The 18154-nt window shown below is 62.1% G+C and carries 15 protein-coding genes and 1 tRNA gene; 6 read left to right on the plus strand and 10 right to left on the minus strand.

Annotated elements, in window-relative coordinates:
* The first annotated feature begins 13 nt into the window (after nucleotides 1–13).
* Nucleotides 14–457, plus strand: coding sequence for a helix-turn-helix domain-containing protein (locus ACF8EF_RS19110; protein ID WP_209968275.1), 444 nt, complete (start codon nucleotides 14–16; stop codon nucleotides 455–457).
* Nucleotides 458–487: 30 nt separating this feature from the next.
* Here ACF8EF_RS19110 and ACF8EF_RS19115 read toward each other — a convergent pair whose 3' ends face one another.
* The gene (locus tag ACF8EF_RS19115; RefSeq protein ID WP_176684342.1) at nucleotides 488–1426 is read right to left on the minus strand and encodes an NAD-dependent epimerase/dehydratase family protein; all 939 of its coding nucleotides are present in this window, start codon (nucleotides 1424–1426) and stop codon (nucleotides 488–490) included.
* Nucleotides 1419–2303, minus strand: coding sequence for a sugar nucleotide-binding protein (locus tag ACF8EF_RS19120; RefSeq protein ID WP_176684341.1), 885 nt, complete (start codon nucleotides 2301–2303; stop codon nucleotides 1419–1421). The genes ACF8EF_RS19115 and ACF8EF_RS19120 overlap by 8 nt, the downstream gene beginning before the upstream one ends.
* Before the next feature lie 261 nt (nucleotides 2304–2564).
* On the opposite strand from ACF8EF_RS19120, the gene ACF8EF_RS19125 reads away from it, so the two are divergent.
* Genes ACF8EF_RS19125 through ACF8EF_RS19135 form a run of 3 tightly spaced genes read left to right on the plus strand, consistent with a single transcriptional unit; the run spans nucleotide 2565 to nucleotide 5267 of the window.
* Nucleotides 2565–3605 carry a hypothetical protein gene (locus ACF8EF_RS19125; protein ID WP_392461596.1) on the plus strand — a complete coding sequence of 347 codons (1041 nt, stop codon included), beginning with the start codon at nucleotides 2565–2567 and terminating at the stop codon, nucleotides 3603–3605.
* Between the two features lie 16 nt (nucleotides 3606–3621).
* Nucleotides 3622–4413: a TSUP family transporter gene (locus tag ACF8EF_RS19130; protein WP_209968281.1), complete on the plus strand. Its 792-nt coding sequence runs from the start codon at nucleotides 3622–3624 to the stop codon at nucleotides 4411–4413.
* 8 nt (nucleotides 4414–4421) lie between these two features.
* Entirely contained in the window at nucleotides 4422–5267 is an 846-nt protein-coding gene (locus tag ACF8EF_RS19135) for an alpha/beta fold hydrolase (RefSeq protein WP_339535376.1), read from the plus strand.
* A gap of 11 nt (nucleotides 5268–5278) precedes the next feature.
* Here ACF8EF_RS19135 and ACF8EF_RS19140 read toward each other — a convergent pair whose 3' ends face one another.
* Nucleotides 5279–6088 carry a helix-turn-helix transcriptional regulator gene (locus tag ACF8EF_RS19140; RefSeq protein WP_176684338.1) on the minus strand — a complete coding sequence of 270 codons (810 nt, stop codon included), beginning with the start codon at nucleotides 6086–6088 and terminating at the stop codon, nucleotides 5279–5281.
* A 178-nt stretch (nucleotides 6089–6266) separates the two neighbouring features.
* On the opposite strand from ACF8EF_RS19140, the gene ACF8EF_RS19145 reads away from it, so the two are divergent.
* Both ACF8EF_RS19145 and ACF8EF_RS19150 read left to right on the plus strand, forming a co-directional pair.
* On the plus strand, nucleotides 6267–7709 hold the full coding sequence (locus ACF8EF_RS19145; protein ID WP_176684337.1) for a sodium:alanine symporter family protein: 1443 nt from the start codon (nucleotides 6267–6269) through the stop codon (nucleotides 7707–7709).
* 63 nt (nucleotides 7710–7772) lie between these two features.
* Nucleotides 7773–8771, plus strand: a complete 999-nt coding sequence (locus tag ACF8EF_RS19150; protein ID WP_392461598.1) for an asparaginase — start codon at nucleotides 7773–7775, stop codon at nucleotides 8769–8771.
* A gap of 106 nt (nucleotides 8772–8877) precedes the next feature.
* Here ACF8EF_RS19150 and ACF8EF_RS19155 read toward each other — a convergent pair.
* The 7 genes from ACF8EF_RS19155 to fdnG all read right to left on the minus strand — a co-directional run bounded on the left by ACF8EF_RS19155 (nucleotide 8878) and on the right by fdnG (nucleotide 18068).
* Nucleotides 8878–8973, minus strand: a tRNA-Sec gene (locus ACF8EF_RS19155).
* Between the two features lie 6 nt (nucleotides 8974–8979).
* Nucleotides 8980–10902, minus strand: a complete 1923-nt coding sequence (gene selB / locus ACF8EF_RS19160; protein ID WP_392461599.1) for a selenocysteine-specific translation elongation factor — start codon at nucleotides 10900–10902, stop codon at nucleotides 8980–8982.
* Complete coding sequence (gene selA / locus ACF8EF_RS19165) at nucleotides 10899–12326, minus strand: L-seryl-tRNA(Sec) selenium transferase (protein WP_176684334.1); 1428 nt, start codon at nucleotides 12324–12326, stop codon at nucleotides 10899–10901. The genes selB and selA overlap by 4 nt, the downstream gene beginning before the upstream one ends.
* 139 nt (nucleotides 12327–12465) lie before the next feature.
* Entirely contained in the window at nucleotides 12466–13392 is a 927-nt protein-coding gene (gene fdhE, locus ACF8EF_RS19170) for a formate dehydrogenase accessory protein FdhE (protein ID WP_392461600.1), read from the minus strand.
* Nucleotides 13393–13396: 4 nt separating this feature from the next.
* On the minus strand, nucleotides 13397–14053 hold the full coding sequence (locus tag ACF8EF_RS19175; protein ID WP_392461602.1) for a formate dehydrogenase subunit gamma: 657 nt from the start codon (nucleotides 14051–14053) through the stop codon (nucleotides 13397–13399).
* Nucleotides 14050–15000 carry a formate dehydrogenase subunit beta gene (fdxH, locus tag ACF8EF_RS19180; protein WP_176684331.1) on the minus strand — a complete coding sequence of 317 codons (951 nt, stop codon included), beginning with the start codon at nucleotides 14998–15000 and terminating at the stop codon, nucleotides 14050–14052. The genes ACF8EF_RS19175 and fdxH overlap by 4 nt, the downstream gene beginning before the upstream one ends.
* Nucleotides 15000–18068: a formate dehydrogenase-N subunit alpha gene (gene fdnG / locus ACF8EF_RS19185; RefSeq protein WP_176684330.1), complete on the minus strand. Its 3069-nt coding sequence runs from the start codon at nucleotides 18066–18068 to the stop codon at nucleotides 15000–15002. The genes fdxH and fdnG overlap by 1 nt, the downstream gene beginning before the upstream one ends.
* Nucleotides 18069–18154: the final 86 nt, after the last annotated feature.

Below are 18154 nucleotides of genomic sequence, written 5' to 3' on the forward strand. Positions count from 1 at the left end.
ACAGGCGTGCCCCATGCTCGATGAAAACAATGCGCAGTGCCCCGTGGCCCGGGCTCTGGAGGTGCTGGGTGACCGTTGGGCGCTGATGATCCTGCGCGATGCCTTTGACGGCCTACGGCGTTTCAGTGAATTTCAGAAGAACCTGGGGCTGGCGAAGAACATCCTCACCTCGCGGCTAAAGCTGTTGGTGGAAAGTGGGTTACTGATGACACAGCCGGCATCGGATGGCAGTGCCTACAAGGAATATGTGTTGACCGATAAAGGGCGGTCGGTGTTTCCAGTGGTGATTGGTTTGAGGCAGTGGGGGGAGCGGTTTCTGTTCGAGGCGGGTGAAACGCGTTCGGAACTGGTGGACGGCGTGACGGGGCAAGCGCTTGAGATATTGCAGGTCCGCAGCCAGGATGGGCGGGCCTTACATCCCGAAGATTGCCAGCGCAGAAGGGTGCGGCATGGGTGATTTCAGGGCCGCGGCGCAGCCCCGAGGGGTTCAGCCTTTACCGAGAAGCTTTGCCAGGCCTTCAACCATCGGCGTCACCTGCGCAAAATCGAACCGCGCCAACAACCGCTGGTTATCCGCTCGCGAATGGCGGATATCACCCGATCGCGCCGCCGCATAGCTGATCGCTGGCAAGCGCCCCACAACCTTCTCCAGCGCAGCCAGCAACTGGTTCAGTGAGGTCGCCTGGTTCAGCCCGATGTTCACCGCCCCCTCCTCGACCTGCGGCTGCTCCAGTGCCTGCACCATCACCTGCACCAGGTCGCCCACGTAAAGGAAGTCCCGCGTCTGCTCGCCATCACCGAACACTGTAATCGGCAAGCCCTGTACAGCACGCTCGCAGAAGATGCTGATCACCCCGGAATACGGTGAGGAAGGGTCCTGCCGTGGCCCGAAGATGTTGAAGAAGCGGAACACCACCGGCTCCAGGCCATGCTGGCGGCGGTAGAAGTCCAGGTACTGCTCACTGGCCAGCTTGTCCACGGCATAAGGTGTCAACGGCGCCTTGGGTGTGTCTTCGGAAATCGACTCCCCTTCACCATTGTTGCCGTACACCGCTGCGCTGGAGGCGAACAGCACCCTACGCAGCCCATGCACGCGCATGGCTTCGCAAACGTTGAGGGTACCGATGAAGTTACTCTGGTGAGTACGCACCGGGTCTTCGACCGAGGCCTGAACCGAGGCCACCGCGGCCAGATGCACCACAGCACGGCAACCAGCCGCAGCCTGAGTGACCAGCCCGGCATCGGCAACATCACCTTCGATCAGTTCCAGCCGGGGGTGGTCGACCTGCAGATTGCTTCGTCGGCCGGTGGAGAAGTCGTCGAGAATGCGTACGGCGTAACCTTTGTCCAACAACGCATCGCACAGGTGGGAGCCAATGAAGCCGGCACCGCCGGTGATCAGGATGGGGGCGTCAGCGTCAGCCATGGCGGTAGAACCGGTCCAGTAGAGGTGGCAAGCCAGCGCGCCAGGCACGCGGCTTGATACCGAAGGTATGAAGGATTTTCTTGCAGGCCAGTACCGCATGCTGTGGCTCTTCGCTGGCATCCGGACGCGCGGCATGGGCCTGCGCCGTGGGGGCCTGCACGGCCAGCTGGCGGTATTGACCGGCCTCGGCGAGGATCGCCTGGCCCAGCGCCAGCGGCGTGGTCGCCTCATTGCCGGCGTAATGGTAGGTGCCCCACAGCGGCGCATTGCAATCAAGTTGCTTGAGTACCGACAGGATCACTCGGGCGGCATCATCGATCGGCGTCGGGTTGCCACGTCGATCATCGGCCAGCAGCAGCTCTTGTGGTTGCTCGGCACGGGTCAGGAAGCGGCCCAACGCGCCATCGATACTCTCATCCAGCAACCAGCCAAAGCGCAGCAGCACATGCTGCGGGCAGGTCGCACGCACGCTCTGCTCGATGCGCCAAAGGGCCTGGCCACGCAAGCCCAGCGGCACTGGCTCGTCCTTTTCGCTATAGGCCGTGGCCCGCGAACCATCGAACACACGGTAGCTGGATGGCTGCACCAAGGTGATCTGATGGTGCTGGCACAGCTCTGCCAACCGCTCCACCGCCCGCTCCTGTTGGGCCAGGCGCTGCTCGCTGACCGACTCGGCCTGGAACCAGTCGAAGTAATAGGCCAGGTTGACCAGCGCGTCGGGGCGATGGTCATCGAGCAGCTGAGTGAGGCTTGAGGGCGCCCAGCCGTTCTCGGGCGGGCGCGGTGCCAGGAATGCGATGTCCTCCTCGGCCCCAAGACGAATCAGCGCTTGCCCGAGGGCATTGCCACCACCCAACAGCATTAGGCGCATACGCATAGAGTCAGCAGATCCGGAGAGGTTGATGGAGTAAAGGGGTTATTTTGCGGTTTCCTGCCCGGGAAGTCCAACACCGGCCCCGTTGGATGCCGCAGGCGGGAGCGATTCCACAGTTTCACCGTTCAATACCGCCACAGGCAGAAATCTCCTACGACACACAAGGAATGGGCTGACTTCCACGTATCGGCATAACTGCATTGAATAGTCGACTCCCCACTTGCCAGGCAGGGAGCCTCACAAAAAAACTACAAGGAACGTTCAATGCCTCATTCCGAAGCTGCGTACCTGGATTTTTACCCAGAGCAAAGCCAGGCCATAGCCTTTGCAAGCCAAACCCTTGCTGATTTGGGTGGACCGGAGGCTAAAGGAGTAGCACTTCAGGCTCGTATATTCGCCGATCAACTCGAAAAAGCCTTGAGTGAAGAACAGCGTGCGCTCCTCCGGCGCTTCAGTGAAGGCCATCTATCTGCCTTGATGTACAGGCAGATGCACTGTGCCAACGAGCCAATACCAGAATACCTACCCGACATTACCGCCCTGGCGCAAAGCCCTCGCAGCCAATACCTTGCCTCGCGCAATCAACTGCTGCTGGAGCTCGTACGCCACCGCAGTTTCGCCTTCGATATCGACAACGATGGCAAACAGGTCCGCCTGGTCGGCAACTTCAAGGGCGGTGGCCGCGTCCCGCGACCCGACGAAGATCCCTGCCTGGAGGTTGAAACCAGCTCGCATGCGGGCTTGCGCTTAGGGCCACACACTGAAGCACCTTACAACTGCTCAACAAACGCCAGCAACGCTCACTCCCCTGCTCCCTCAGCACTGATTCTCACTGCGCGCTGGAACCCCGCCAATGAACCTACGAATGTCTTCCCACTCCGGGAAATCATCGAACGCTTGAGTAACCTGGACACACTTGCGCTGACTTCAAAGTCTTTCGACTTCACACGCAGTGACTGCTTCGCTCAGGGACAGGGCAATGCTGGCAAAGCAGTTTCAATGCTGCAGTTCGAGCCCAATGGTGGTTTCTCTGTTCGATACAACAGCTATCGCTTCAGTCTGAATGAACGTGCCTGCAACGCTGCGGCGCGCGCGTTCAGCGCCTTTCAAAAAGCACTGAGCACTGCACAACCGCTGACGTTTGCCCTGCAACCTGATAGCGCACTGTTGATCAACAACAGCCGAGCCTTGCACGGCCGCGACAAGGTCCAGGACAACCGGCGCCTGCTTATCCGTCAGTTCGGATACTCCCCCTTCGCCGTACCGTTGGTGCTCGCTGAAGACCCGCTGCTGGTCCGTGGTTGAGCACAGGAAATACCCCATGATCGAAATCGACTTGACGTTTGTTCTGCTACTCGCACTGGTTGCACTGATGGCCGGCTTTTTTGATGCTATCGCCGGCGGCGGTGGCCTTATCACGCTCCCGGTGCTGTTCATTGCCGGTGTAGAACCCTTGGCAGCTATTGCCACAAACAAGTTCCAGGCAGCTTCGGCTACGGTTTCGGCTACGTGCGCCTTCGCCCGCAAAGGCATGATCGACTGGAGACGAGGCAGTCCCATGGCTGTCATGTCGTTCATCGGTGGGGCGTTGGGAGCCTTGTCGATAACTTACGTCCCCAAAAGCGTTTTGCAGGCGTGCGTCCCACCACTGCTGATCCTGATCGCCGCCTACTTTGCCTTCAGCCCAAAGCCGAATGAACAAGCGCGCAAGGCAAAGGTATCGACTAGCCTATTCTGCGTGACGGCTGCACCATTCATTGGCTTTTATGACGGCATCTTCGGCCCTGGAGTCGGCTCGTTCTTCATGCTGGCTTGCGTGGTCCTCCTGGGCCAGCACCTCATTCAAGCCGTATGCACCAGCAAGCTTTTGAACGCAGCCTGTAACCTGGGCGCATTGTCAGTCTTTTCTCTCAGCGGGGCGATCATCTGGCCGCTGGCGCTGGCAATGGCGCTCGCCGCCTTTCTGGGCGCGCAATTGGGGGCACGCTGCGCAGTACGCTTCGGCTCGCGCCTCATAAAACCGCTGCTGGTCAGCGTCTGCTGCATCATGGCACTCAAACTGCTGCTCGATACGGGCAACCCGCTCGGCGAATGGCTCAACCAGTTCTTCTAGAGAGCACCATGCACATTCAAAAGGCTTCCCCGCAGCGCGTGAAGTGGCAGTTTGACGAGCCCGCCCCAGGCAAAGAGCTGTTCATCAATGAAGTCTTTGGAAACTATCAGCAACAGGCGCGATTGCTGGTACCTGATATCGAGCGCGCAGCTCCAGCATTCGTTTTGGGGGGAGCGCGTTCCGACTTTACCCGGCTCAACCCCCTGCTTTATCGCCTGCAAGCCGCAGGCATTGGTTCCCTCACTGGCAATCTGTCAGGTCATAGCCTCGCCAGCGAGCCAGGCGCAATGTCGCCGTCACTGGCTACGAACCTTGATGAAGCACAGCGTTTCCACGCGCATATCGCGCCTCGATGCCGAACGCTCATAGGCCACAGCCTTGGCGCGGCAATTACGCTCAAGCTTGCAGCACAGTTGCCACAAGTGGACAACATCGTATTAATCTGCCCAGCAGTTTATCCAGACCACGCCTACCAGGCGCCGTTCGGCCCAGCCTTCACTGCTGCCATCAACAAGCCTTTCGGTTTTCTGGAGAGCGATAGCTACACCTTCCTCAACCAGTTTCGTGGAAGAGTATTGATGGTGATCGGCGAGTACGACGGGCTCAACTCCCAGAGATTCGGCAAAGGCCCTGGCACCAGCGCTGGCAACCTGTGGATTGCCGGCACTGAACGCTATAGCCCGATTCCTGAAGAAGTTACCCTCGCCTTGATGCGAGCAGTTTCAGCGTCGCGCTTGCAATGCCTGTTTCTTACCGACTGCGACCATGGCATCGCGGCACATTTGCGCAGGGCTCCAGCGATAGCGGACCAGGTTGCGGACGCAGTAGCAACGTTCATCCTCGACAATGCTTAAGGCGTTGAGCATTACTCGATCTCGAACAGACCATCGCGCAACGGCGCCACACTCAACCGCTTACGCACATCGTCGTCTATGCGTGGATCATCCGGCCGGTACAGTTTCACCTGTCGATACGCATTGATGCGATTGATCTCCTCGCCCAGGTATTCCCATACCACCCGGGTACAGGCCGGGTTGCGCCGGTCGCCGCTGGATACGCCGGCCTTCAGGCCATTCAACCGGGTGATGCGGCTTTTGAAGCTGGGGATGAGGATGGTCTGGCTCATCTCGTTGAACGTCAGCGACTCGTAGTCGATGAGGAACATCCGGTCCTGCAACTGGAACGCCGCCCCCAGGTAGCGACAGCGTACCTCGGCATGCTGATCGGTGGCGCTGGAGCGCTCCTGCCGTTCCTGGCGCTCGAACAGAAAACGGCCGCGTTCTTCCCACAGGTGCACCAGCGACACGAGGATCGTGCCCGGCACCGACATGCAGTTGGAGTACTCGAAGTAGTAACCGCAATAGCGCGAAAGGTTGCCGCCATGTTCGTGCAACGGGCGGAACAACTCGCTGATCGGGTCACTGGACTGCTGGGCCCGGGGCGATACCCGCGCACCGATCAGACGGGCGAACTGCTCGGCGGGCAGGTTCAGTTCGTAATCCTCGACACCGAAGAAGTCGCCGATACGCTTCAGGTTGAAAGCCGTCGGACGGCTTTGCCCGCTCAGGTACTTGTTGAACTGCGCGCGGTTGATCGAGAGCTGGCGGCAAACTTCGGAAATAGAGCGGTAGTGGCTGCAGGCAAGTTTGAGGTTGGTAGCGAAATGATCGCTCATATGCGGGATCCAGGTGACGCGAATGACGCCATTGTAGCATCAACTCGCATCAAGTCAGAGCAATCCGCGAAATTGTAACCACTCTTGTCATAGCCAACCATGCGCCCCAACGAATAGCGGTGCGCCTGCCGTCCGCTGGTCTTTCCACACGAAGAATAAGAATCGAGGTCATTTTCCAATGCTCGAAGTAATCAACGATTTCCTTTCGGGGAAACTCCTCATCGTGCTGATCGTAGGGCTGGGTAGCTACTTCACCATCCGCTCCCGGTTCGTCCAGTTCCGCCACTTCACCCATATGTTCAGCGTGTTCAAGGAATCGCTGCGTGGCCAGGCAGGCCAGCTGAGCTCCTTCCAGGCCCTGATGCTGAGCCTGGCCGGCCGCGTGGGCGCCGGCAACATCGCCGGTGTCGGTATCGCAGTCACCCTGGGTGGCCCAGGTGCGGTGTTCTGGATGTGGGTCACCGCACTGGTAGGCATGTCCAGCAGCTTCTTCGAATGCACCCTCGCCCAGGTGTATAAGCGCGCTGATGGCGATGGCCTGTACCGTGGCGGCCCGGCCTATTACATCCAGCACGGGCTGAAGCGCAAGAACATGGCCATCGTGTTCTCGGTCTTGCTGCTGGTCACCTACGGCTTCGCCTTCATCGGCCTGCAGTCGTACACCATGACCCATTCGCTGCAGAACGCCTTTGCCTTCGACCCAAGCCACAGCGGTATTGTCCTGGCCGTGCTGATGGCCATCACCTTCATCGGCGGCATCAAGCGCATCGCGGCGGTGTCGGACCTGCTGGTACCCGTCAAGACCCTGGCCTACATCGGCGTGACCTTGTACGTGATCGGCACCCAGATCGAACACGTGCCAGCCATGCTTGAAACCATCTTCAAGAGCGCCTTCGGCCTCGACCCGGCTTTCGGCGGCCTGCTCGGCAGCGCTATCGTCATGGGTGTGAAGCGTGGCGTGTTCGCCAACGAAGCCGGCCTGGGCAGTGCGCCAAACGTCGCTGCCGTGGCTGCCGTGAAACACCCGGGCGCGCAGGGCGTGGTCCAGGCCTTCAGCGTGTTCCTCGACACCTTCCTGATCTGCACCTGCACCGCACTGCTGATCCTGCTTTCGGGCTTCTACACCCCGGGCTTCGAGGGCGACGGCATTGTCCTGACCCAGAACTCGCTGGCCGCCGTAGTCGGTGACTGGGGCCGGGTGTTCGTCAGCGTGGCGCTGTCGCTGTTCGTCTTCACCTGCATCCTCTACAACTACTACCTCGGCGAGAACAGCCTGCAGTTCCTCAGCCGTAACCGCGTAGTGTTGATGGTGTTCCGTGGCCTGGTGCTGGCACTGGTCGTGTGGGGTTCGATGCAAGACCTGTCGACCGTGTTCGCCTTCGCCGACATCACCATGACCTGCCTGGCCTTCGTCAACCTGGTGGCCCTGGCCATGTTGTTCAAGGTCGGCCTGCGAGTCATGCGCGACTACGACGACCAGCGCAAGGCCGGTGTAAAGCAGCCTGTGTTCGACTCGTCCAAGTTTGCCGACCTGGACCTGGACCGCAATGCCTGGCCTGCCAATCCTCAGGTGGAAACAGCCACTGACAAAGCAGTCGGCCAAGTTCAGCCGCAGCGCTGATATCCTCCCCTGCCCAGCCGCCCCTTCCGCGGGCGGCTTTTCTTTCTCCGCTCACTGCTACGGATGCTTTCCATGCGCGCAGTAAAGAATCTTCTCGTTCTCTATACCGGTGGCACCATCGGCATGCTCGAAACCCCCGAAGGCCTGGCACCGGCCGGTGGTTTTGAAGCGCGGATGCGTGAACACTTTGCCCAGATGGCCAATGCACCCCAGGTGCAATGGACGCTGCACGAGCTGGACCCGCTGCTCGACAGCGCCAACATGCAACAGCACAACTGGCTGGCGATGCGCGATGCCATCGTCGAGGCGGTGGATGTAGCGGGCCACGATGGCGTGCTGGTGCTGCACGGCACCGACAGCATGGCCTACAGCGCTGCAGCGTTGTCGTTCCTGTTGCTTGGCTTGCCCGTACCAGTGTTGCTGACCGGCTCGATGCTGCCGGCAGGTGCCCCGGACAGCGATGCCTGGGACAACCTGTGCGGCGCATTGCGCCAGTTCGAACAAGGCCTGGAAGAGGGCGTGCAGCTGTACTTCCACGGTCAGCTGCTGCATGGCTGTCGGGCGTCGAAGCTGCGCAGCGAAGCGTTCGATGCCTTTGCGGCGCTGCCACGCCATCGTGACGCTGAGCGGGCCGATACGATCCCTGCCGAGCTGGGCTACAGGCAGCCGCGCAAGCCGGTCAACCTGGCGGTCGTGCCAGTGTTCCCAGGGCTGCAGGCCGGGCATTTGCAGGCCTTGATCGACAGTGGTGTGCAGGGTTTGCTGCTGGAGTGCTACGGCAGCGGTACCGGGCCGTCGGATGACCAGGCGCTGCTGAATGTTCTGAGCGCAGCGCGCCAGCGCGGCGTGATGCTGGCAGCGATCAGCCAGTGCCCGGAAGGCTCGGTGGTGTTCGACACCTATGCAGCGGGCAACCGCTTGCGCGGGGCCGGGCTGGTCAGTGGCGGTGGCATGACCCGTGAAGCGGCACTGGGCAAGATGGTGGCACTGCTGGGCGCAGGGTTGGATGCTGACGCAGCAGACCGCTGGTTTGTCCTGGATTTGTGTGGCGAACGGGCTTGATCAGCGCCTTTGAGGGCCTCTTCGCGGGTAAACCCGCTCCTACGACGATAGCGTTTCCTGTGTAGGAGCGGGTTCACCCGCGAAGAGGCCCTAAAGGGTGAAAAAATGGCGGAAGGCAGCGGGAGTCGAACCTGCCCGGGAACGGCTGCCGTCCCCAACCGGGTTTGAAGCCCGGCCGCGCCACCGGGCGCGATTGCCTTCCTTGAACTCAGTGCCTGGCCTGCTGTTGGGCCAGGGCGCTGTCGGCGCGGATGTGACGCTGGTCGGCCACCCTCCGGGTCAGGCCGATACGGTCGAAGTATTCCAGAATCTGCACACTGCGCTTGCGACCGATGCCCAACATATCGCGAAACGCAGAAACCTGCACTATCGTCGTTTCGCTGGCCTGCCCCAGCATCAACGCTGCGATGCGCTGTAGCGTCGCCTCTGGGTAGAACAGGTCGCGCACCACCTGATGTACCAAGCCCAGCCGCGCCAACTTGCGCAATAACAGGCGCACATCGGCTTCGGCACGGTTCTCCTCACTCGCCAGTGTCCTGACCCAAGGTGGGTCATATTGCCCTGCGATCAACTTCGGCTGCAGACGTGCCCACAATGCACTGTCGGCTTCGCTCAACTGGACCTTGTGATCGGGCAGATGCAGCCATGGTCCACTGCTGGCGATGGCGCTGTCGTCGAGCAGCTCATCCAGCAGGCTGACGAATGCCGGCCGTTCCAGGGGCAAGGCTACAAAGCGCCGCAAGCGATCACGGTCAGGGCCGAGCTGGTCGGGCTCTTGCTCGTGAAAGCGCGCCAGCTGTTCCAGAACCTGCTGCTTGAGCGCCTGCCATTGGGCGTTGGCGAACAACAGTTGGCCCTGCCGGGTGGCCACCACCCGCACATCGTCCGGTAACTGCCAGGTTTCCCGCAGGCGGTTGAACTGCCGCTCGAGTCGCTGCGGGCTAATACCGCCCGGGGCACTGGCAAGCAGTGCTGGCAGTGCCTGCTCCAGATCCGCTGCATCGCGCAGCACCTGCAACTGCTGCAGACGGGCATCGCTGCGGCGTTGGCGGCTTGGTGCGAACGGGTCGAGCACCTTGCCGCCGCCCAATGTGCGCTGAGCACGCTGATCGCGCAGCACCAGGCGGTCGCCGTGCACGGCCTGCAACGGCGCGTTGAGCAACAACTGGGCAAACATGCGCTGGCCGGCAGCCAGGCTTTCGCCTTCGAGCAAGGCGACCCGGGCCGTAACATCCTGAGTGCCGAGGTGCACATGCACGGCGCTGAAATGTTCGAAAGTACGCGTCTCATCAGGTAACAGGTTCAGCTCGATATCCACCCGAACACTGGGCGCATGCAACCACTCGGGCACCAGCCAGTCGCCCCGGTGCACCTGCTCCACGGCCAGGCGCTCGGCAGCGATGTTCAGCGCCACCCGTTGACCGGCTTCTGCCACCAACGCGGCCTGGTTCTGAGCATGCAGGCCACGCACGCGCACCACTTTGCCAGCCTTGCCCAGCAGCAACGTATCACCCGCACTGACCCGCCCTGCCAGTGCCGTGCCGGTGACCACCACACCCGCGCCGGTAACCGCAAAGGCACGGTCGACGGCCAGGCGAAAACCACCGTGCACACTGCGTTGCCGCGTACCTGCTTCGGCCTCCAGCAGGGCTTGGCGCAACGCTCCCACGCCCTCCCCGCTGATGCTCGACAGCGGAAACTGCCGCGCACCGCCATACGGCCCACGCGCCAGCAGTTCACTGACTTGCATCTGCACCTCGGCCAGGCGCGACGGCTCGACCCGGTCGCATTTGCTGATCGCCACCAAGGCCTGGGGAATACCCAGCAGCTCGATGATCGCCAGGTGCTCACGGGTCTGCGGCATGACCCCGTCGTCGGCAGCCACTACCAACAGCACCAGATCGATGCCATGGGCGCCGGCCAGCATGTTATGGATAAAACGCTCGTGGCCCGGCACATCGATGAAGCCGGTCAACGGCGCGCCTTCGCTCAGCGCCGCATAGCGGTAGCCAAGGTCGATGGTCATACCGCGGGCGCGCTCCTCCTGCCGCTGGTCGCCGGCTTGGCCAGTTAGCGCCTGCAGCAGTGCGGTCTTGCCATGGTCGATGTGGCCAGCGGTTCCAACGATCACTGCACCGGCCCCAGCTGCAGAGCTGGTAACTGGGCCAGCCACTGGGTTTCGTCATCCAGTTGGCGCAGGTCCAGCCACAGGGCATCGTCGTCAATCCGGCCCAGCACCGGCACCGGCAGGTCGCGCAGGGCTCGCTCCAGCACATGCAGGCTGCGCCCGCGCAGCTTCTTCGACACTTGCGGGCGCAGGCACAGCGCGGCACTGGGCAAGCGCGCAACCGGCTGGCTGCCACTGCCGATCATGCCCAACGCAGGCTCTACGCTGATTGCCCATTGCTCACCGAGGCGCGCCTTGAGTTCAGGCGCCAGGCGCTCGGCCTGGGCCTGGATCTCGGCCTGGTTGCGAGTCAGCAGGCGCAGACTGGGCAGGCGCTCGGCCAGGCGATCGGGATTGCGGTACAGCGCCAGCACCGCCTCGAGTGCAGCGAGGGTGATCTTGTCGACGCGCAACGCACGCTTGAGCGGATTTTTCTTGATCCTGGTGATCAAGTCCTTATGGCCGACGATGATCCCGGCCTGCGGACCACCCAGCAGTTTGTCGCCACTGAAGGTGACGATATCGGCACCATCGGCCAGGGCCTGGCGTACCGTGGGTTCGGCGGGCAGGCCCCAGCGGGTAAGGTCGAGCAGGCTACCGCTGCCCAAGTCTTCAAGCAGCGGCAATTCATGTTGGTGGGCGATACGTGCCAGCTCGGCAGTAGCCACCTGGGTGGTGAAGCCCTGGATGCTGTAATTACTGCAATGCACCCGCATCAGCAGGCCAGTGCGCGGACCGATGGCGGCCTCGTAGTCGCGGGCGTGAGTACGGTTGGTGGTACCGACCTCATGCAGCTTGACGCCGGCACGGGCCATGATGTCGGGAATCCGGAAGGCACCACCGATCTCGATCAGCTCGCCGCGAGAGATGATGCCTTCCTTGCGCGCGCCCAGGCTGTTGAGCGCTAGCAGCACGGCGGCGGCATTGTTGTTGACCACGGTGACGGCTTCGGCACCGGTCAACTCGCGGATCAAGCCTTCGATCAGGTCATCACGATCACCCCGTTTACCGGTGGCCAGGTCGAATTCCAGGTTGAGCGGATAACGAGCGGCGGTCCGCATGGCCTCGATGGCTTCTTCCGGTAGCAAGGCGCGGCCCAGGTTGGTGTGCAGCACGGTGCCGGTGAGATTGAACACGCGGCGAACCTGGCTACGTTGCTGGAGGGCGAGGCGTTCGCCGCTGCGGCCAAGGAGGATTTCCGGGGCCAGCTCGGCGCTGCCGAGTTCGCCATTACGGGCGGGCTCGCGCAGGTCGTCGAGCAACTGGCGCAGGGTAGTCAGCACGGCGTCGCGACCGTGGCGGTCGATCAGCGGGAGGCAAGCCGGGTGGCGCAGGAGGGTATCGATGGACGGCAGGCGTGGGGTGTCGCTGGCTAGGCTGTTGGACATGCGGTACTACCTTGGACTGATCCGTTGTCTGTGCTGGCCCATTCGCGGGTGAACCCGCTCCTACAAGTACAGCGTCATCCTGAAGGTTGGCGCAATTACCTGTAGCTACGAAGGCAAGTCGGTGTTTCAGTGTAGACCCTCACCCACTACCCGGGGCGAGCATCAGGTTGGGCGCCAGGCGATGGAAACCCTCCCCGTCCAGGCGTATATCCAAGGCCAGGCTGGCCAGGTCGTCGGCCAGCGGCTCGGCCGCCGCATCGTTCTCCAGGTAGTTCTGCTTCAGGTAGCTGTCGCAACCTGGGCAGCACTCGGCGCGCAGTGGCGCCTTGCCGGGTGCATGGCGATCATCCTCAAGGCTGGTGTAACGCAAGTCCTTGCTCGACTCGCAGTACACACACTTGACTCGCACAACATGCCACTCACAGGCACACAACGAACAGGCCAGGTAACGCAAGCCGTTGTGCTTTCCACGGTTGCGCACCACCCCGGCCATCGCCGGCGAACCACAAGCCGGGCATTGAGCCAGGCTGCCGGCAGGCTTGAGCTGGTGTACGGGCAGCGCCAGCAACCAGCTGGACCAAGCCGCCTGCAACGCGGCCCCGAGGAACGGCACCAGTGCTGCGGGCACACCATCGTACTGGCCTGCCAGCAAAGCAATGCCCCAGCCCTTGCGCTGATGGTCATCACTGCCTCGTAGCAGCTGCAGCGCCTCACCCAGCGGGCCACTGCGTTCGCCGCTGAGGTGCTCTAGCAGTGCCTGCAACCAGACCAGCCACGGCCCTTCACGCACCAGGCTGTCAGCCGCCAGCGGCGGCAAACCATGGTCCATGCACAGGCGCTGACGCTCCTCGGCCACGGGCAAGCCGCTGGGCGGGTTATCCACAAGCTGCTGCTGGATGCGGCATAAACGCGCAATCAACCTCAGGTAGTCGCCAAGCGCGTTGCCCTCAGCCAGTTGCTCCAGGCGGGCGGCGCGCAGTTCAAACAGGTTGCCAGCAGGCAGGTGCAGAAATGGCGGCGTGACCGCCGACGCTTCGATCTGCCCGGGTTCAAGTATGATGCTCAAGCGCTCATCCTTTTTTTCGTCCGTGATCACCCGGCGTCTTTTCGCCGGTCACTTCGCGGTACCACAACTCATGATGCTTGCGTGCCCAGGCGCGGCTGACCCAGCCATGCAGCATGGCGCCGATCGAGCCCTTGATCCAGATGCCGGCGTAGATGTGCACGATGATGCTGAGAATCAGCACGAAGGCCGCCAGCGCATGCAACAGCGCAGACAAACGAATGGCATCGATGCCAAACCAATGGCTGAAGTATGCCCGCCAGATCACCACGCCACTGATCAGCAGCACCAGCATGCACACCAGCAGGGTCCAGAACAGCAGCTTCTGCCCGGCATTGTATTTGCCGACCGGCGGCACCCCCTCCTCCTCGTTGCGCATTACCCGGTCCACCCGGCGCAGCCACAGGCGGTCGTTGCCAGTGATGAAGTTGGCCCGCCAGAAGCGCAATACCAGGCCGAGGAAGAACACGAACATCGCTACCCCGATGAAGGGATGCAGAATGCGCGTCCACGGCCCGCCGCCGAACAGGTTGCTGAGCCAGAATAGCGCCGGATGGAACAGCGCAAGCCCCGACAGCCCAGCCAGGATGAACAGGATCGCCACCACCCAGTGGTTGCTACGCTCGTTGGCGTTGTAGCGCAGGATGGGTTTGTTGTCGTTCATGGCCGCTGCTCCCCTTGCCCACCGGGCTGCTTCGGATCATAGACATGGACCGACGGGTCCACTTGATGCACGCTTTCGTCCGGCGGTGTCGGGTGCTCATCCTCCTCAACCCGCTGTGGACCAATGCGCACATAGTGGAAGAACCCCGCCAGCACCGCCGCACCCATGGCCAGCAGCGCCAGCGGCTTGGTGAAGCCCTTCCACAACCCCACCAACGGGCTGATCACTGGCTGGTCCGGCAGGCCGGCATACAGCTTCGGCGTGTCGGCATGGTGCAGCACATACATCACGTGGGTACCACCGACGCCGTCCGGGTCGTACAACCCGGCGTTGTCGTAGCCCCGCGACTTCAGATCGACGATGCGCTCGGCCGCATGCACTTTCATCTCGTCCTTGCTGCCGAACACGATCGCACCGGTAGGGCAGGTTTTCACGCACGCCGGCTCCAACCCCACGCTCACGCGATCGGAACACAGGGTGCACTTGTACGCCTTGTGGTCTTTCTGCGAGATGCGCGGGATGTCGAACGGGCAGCCGGTGATGCAGTAGCCGCAGCCGATGCAGTGGTCCTGGTTGAAGTCGACGATACCGTTGGCGTGCTTGATGATCGCACCCGGGCTCGGGCAGGCCTTCAGGCAACCTGGGTCGGCACAGTGCATACAGCCGTCCTTGCGGATCAGCCACTCCAGGTTGCCGTCGTCGCGCTCGTGCTCGGTAAAGCGCATCAGTGTCCAGGTCTCGGCAGTGAGGTCCTGGGGGTTGTCGTAGGTGCCGTGGTTATGGCCAACCTCGTCACGCAGTTCATTCCACTCCGAGCACGCCACCTGGCAGGCCTTGCAGCCGATGCACTTGGTAGTGTCGATCAGCTTGGCGACCTCCTGCTGCTGACGCACCGAGGGCGGGACGGTAGTGGTGGCCGAGCGGGCGATGATGTCTTGGCTGGCCATCAGAGTTTCTCCACTTTGACGAGGAACGACTTGGACTCTGGCGTCTGCGTGTTGCCATCACCGAGGAACGGCACCAAGGTATTGGTCAGGTAGCCATGCCGGGTAACGCCGGTGAAGCCCCAGTGCAGCGGGATGCCGATCTGGTGCACGGTCTGATTGTTGACCTGCAGCGGGCGAATCCGCTTGGTTACCACCGCCACCGCATCGATATGCCCACGCTTGCTCGACACCCGTACCCGGTCGCCGGCCTTGATGCCTTTCTCGTTGGCCAGCACCTCGCCGATCTCGACGAACTGCTCGGGCTGGGCAATGGCGTTGAGCCGGCAATGCTTGCTCCAGAAGTGGAAATGCTCGGTCAGCCGGTAGGTGGTCGCCGCATAGGGGAACTCGTCGTGCGTGCCGAGGGTGTCCCACACGGAATCGAAGATGCGCCCGGCCGGGTTGCTGGTGGCCTTCTTGTTCTGCGGGTGCAGCGGGTTGATGCCGATCGGTGTTTCGAATGGCTCATAGTGCTCGGGGAACGGGCCTTCGGCCATTTTGTCGATGGCAAAGAAACGCGCCACGCCTTCGGGGTTCATGATGAACGGGTTCATCCCCGCTTCGGGCGGCGAGTCGACCTTGAAATCCGGCACGTCGGTGCCGGTCCAGGCCTTGCCGTTCCACCACACCAGGCGCTTTTTCTCCGGGTCCCAAGGCTTGCCTTGCGGGTCGCTGGAGGCACGGTTGTAGAGGATGCGGCGGTTGGCCGGCCAGGCCCAGGCCCAGTTCTGCACCTGGTGCATGCCATACGGGTCGCTGTTGTCGCGGCGAGCCATCTGGTTGCCCTGTTCGGTCCAGCAGCCGGCGAAGATCCAGCAGCCAGACGCGGTGCTGCCATCGTCCTTGAGCTGGCCGAAGCCCGCCAGTTGCTGGCCCGCCTTGATCACCGCGCCAGTCGGGTCGGTGACATCGGCCACCGCCCAGCCGTTCATCTCCTTGGCCAACTCCTCCGGGGATGGCTCCTCAGGTATCTTGTACGGCCAGCTGATGTTCATTATCGGGTCGGGGTAGGCGCCGCCCTCGGCCTGGTAGCGTTGGCGCAGGCGCAGGAACAACTCGCTCATGATGTGCACGTCGGTACGGGTCTCGCCCGGGCCGTCTGCGCCCTTCCAGTGCCATTGCAGCCAACGGCTGCTGTTGACCAGCGACCCGTCTTCCTCGGCGAAGCAGGTAGTGGGCAAGCGGATCACTTCGGTCTGGATATTGGCCGTGTCGACGTCGTTGAACGGCCCGGCATTGCGCCAGAACTCCGATGTCTCGGTAGCTAGCGGGTCCATGACCACCAGCCACTTGAGCTTACTCAGCGCCGCGGTGACACGGTTCTTGTCCGGCAGCGCTGCAATCGGATTGAAACCTTGGCACATATAGCCGTTGACCTTGCCCTGGTCCATCATCTCGAACATGCGCAGCACGTCGTAGCCAGGCACGTCGAGCTTGGGTAGCCACTCGTAGCCCCAGTTGTTTTCTACCGTGGCGTTGGCCCCGTACCAGGCTTTCATCAGGCTGACGTGGAACTTGCCGTAGTTCTGCCAGTACGACAGCTGGCCCGGACGCAGTGGCTTGGAGGCGCGCTTGTCGATGTAGGCGGCGTAATCCTGCTCGGCATCGCCGGGCAAGGTCAGGTAACCCGGCAGCAAATTGGACAACAGGCCGAGATCGGTCAGCCCTTGGATGTTGGAGTGTCCACGCAACGCGTTGACCCCGCCCCCCGGCATGCCGACGTTGCCCAGCAGCAACTGGACCATGGCCGCGCTACGAATGATTTGCGCGCCGATCGAATGCTGCGTCCAGCCGAGCGCATAGAGGATCGTCATGGTCTTGCCCGGTACCGAGCAGGAGGCGATCTCTTCCCAGACCTTCATCATGGCGTCCTGTGGCATGCCACAGGTCATGCTCGCCAGTTCCGGGGTATAGCGGCTGTAATGCTGCTTCATCAACTGGAACACGCAGCGAGGGTGCTGCAGTGTCGGGTCGACCTTGGCATAGCCGTCCTCGCCCAACTCGTAACCCCAACCGGACTTGTCGGCGTACACACGCTTGGCCTCGTCGTAGCCGCTGAACAGCCCGTCCTCGAAGCCATAGTTCTCTTTGACGATGAACGACACGTCAGTGTAGTTGCGCACGTACTCGTGCTGGATCTTGTCTGTGCTAAGCAGATAGTTGATCAGCCCGCCCATGAAGGCGATGTCGGTACCAGTACGGATCGGTGCATAGTAATCCGCCACCGAAGCGGTACGGGTAAACCGCGGGTCGACCACAATCAGCCGCGCCTTGTTGTGCGCCTTGGCCTCGGTCACCCACTTGAAGCCGCACGGGTGCGCTTCTGCTGCGTTGCCACCCATCACCAGGACCAGATTCGCGTTGGCGATATCGGACCAGTGGTTGGTCATGGCGCCACGGCCGTACGTCGGGGCAAGACTTGCCACCGTCGGGCCATGTCAGACACGTGCCTGGTTATCGAACCCCAGCATGCCTGTTGCGCGGACGACCTTGTGGGTCAGGTAACCAGCCTCGCTGGAGGCGGCGGAGGCAGCAAGAAAACCGGTGGTGAGCCAGCGGTTGACTGTTTGCCCTTGGGCGTTCTTCTCGATGAAGTTGGCATCGCGGTCCTGCTTCATCAGGTCGGCGACGCGGTCGAGCGCCTCGTCCCAGCTGACCCGCACCCATTCTTTGCTGCCCGGCTTGCGAACCTCGGGGTACTGCAGGCGGCTCGGGCTGTGGATAAAGTCCAACAGGCCGGCGCCTTTCGGGCAGAGGGTGCCGCGGTTGACCGGGTGGTCGGCGTCCCCTTCGATATGGATGATGTTCTGTTTGACGTTTTTTCCCGCATCACCCTGGCTGTACATGATCAGGCCGCAGCCGACCGAACAGTATGGGCAGGTGTTACGGGTTTCTTTGGTATGCGCCAGCTTGAAGTGACGCACCTGCTCGGCGAATGCCGGCGTCGGGGCCATGCCCAACGCTGCAAGGCTCGAGCCTCCAAGGCCGACGGCGGCGACCTTGAAGAACTGCCGACGGTTCAGGTCCATCGTGCACTCCTGATCAGGTGGTGGACGCGCGGAACATTGCCGGCGCCTCTTGGTAGTCACGGTGGCGGCCAATTGATAGCCGCCAA

It is taken from the genome of Pseudomonas sp. zjy_15, from assembly GCF_043101865.1.
In the GTDB taxonomy this organism is placed as follows: Bacteria; Pseudomonadota; Gammaproteobacteria; order Pseudomonadales; family Pseudomonadaceae; genus Aquipseudomonas; species Aquipseudomonas putida_Y.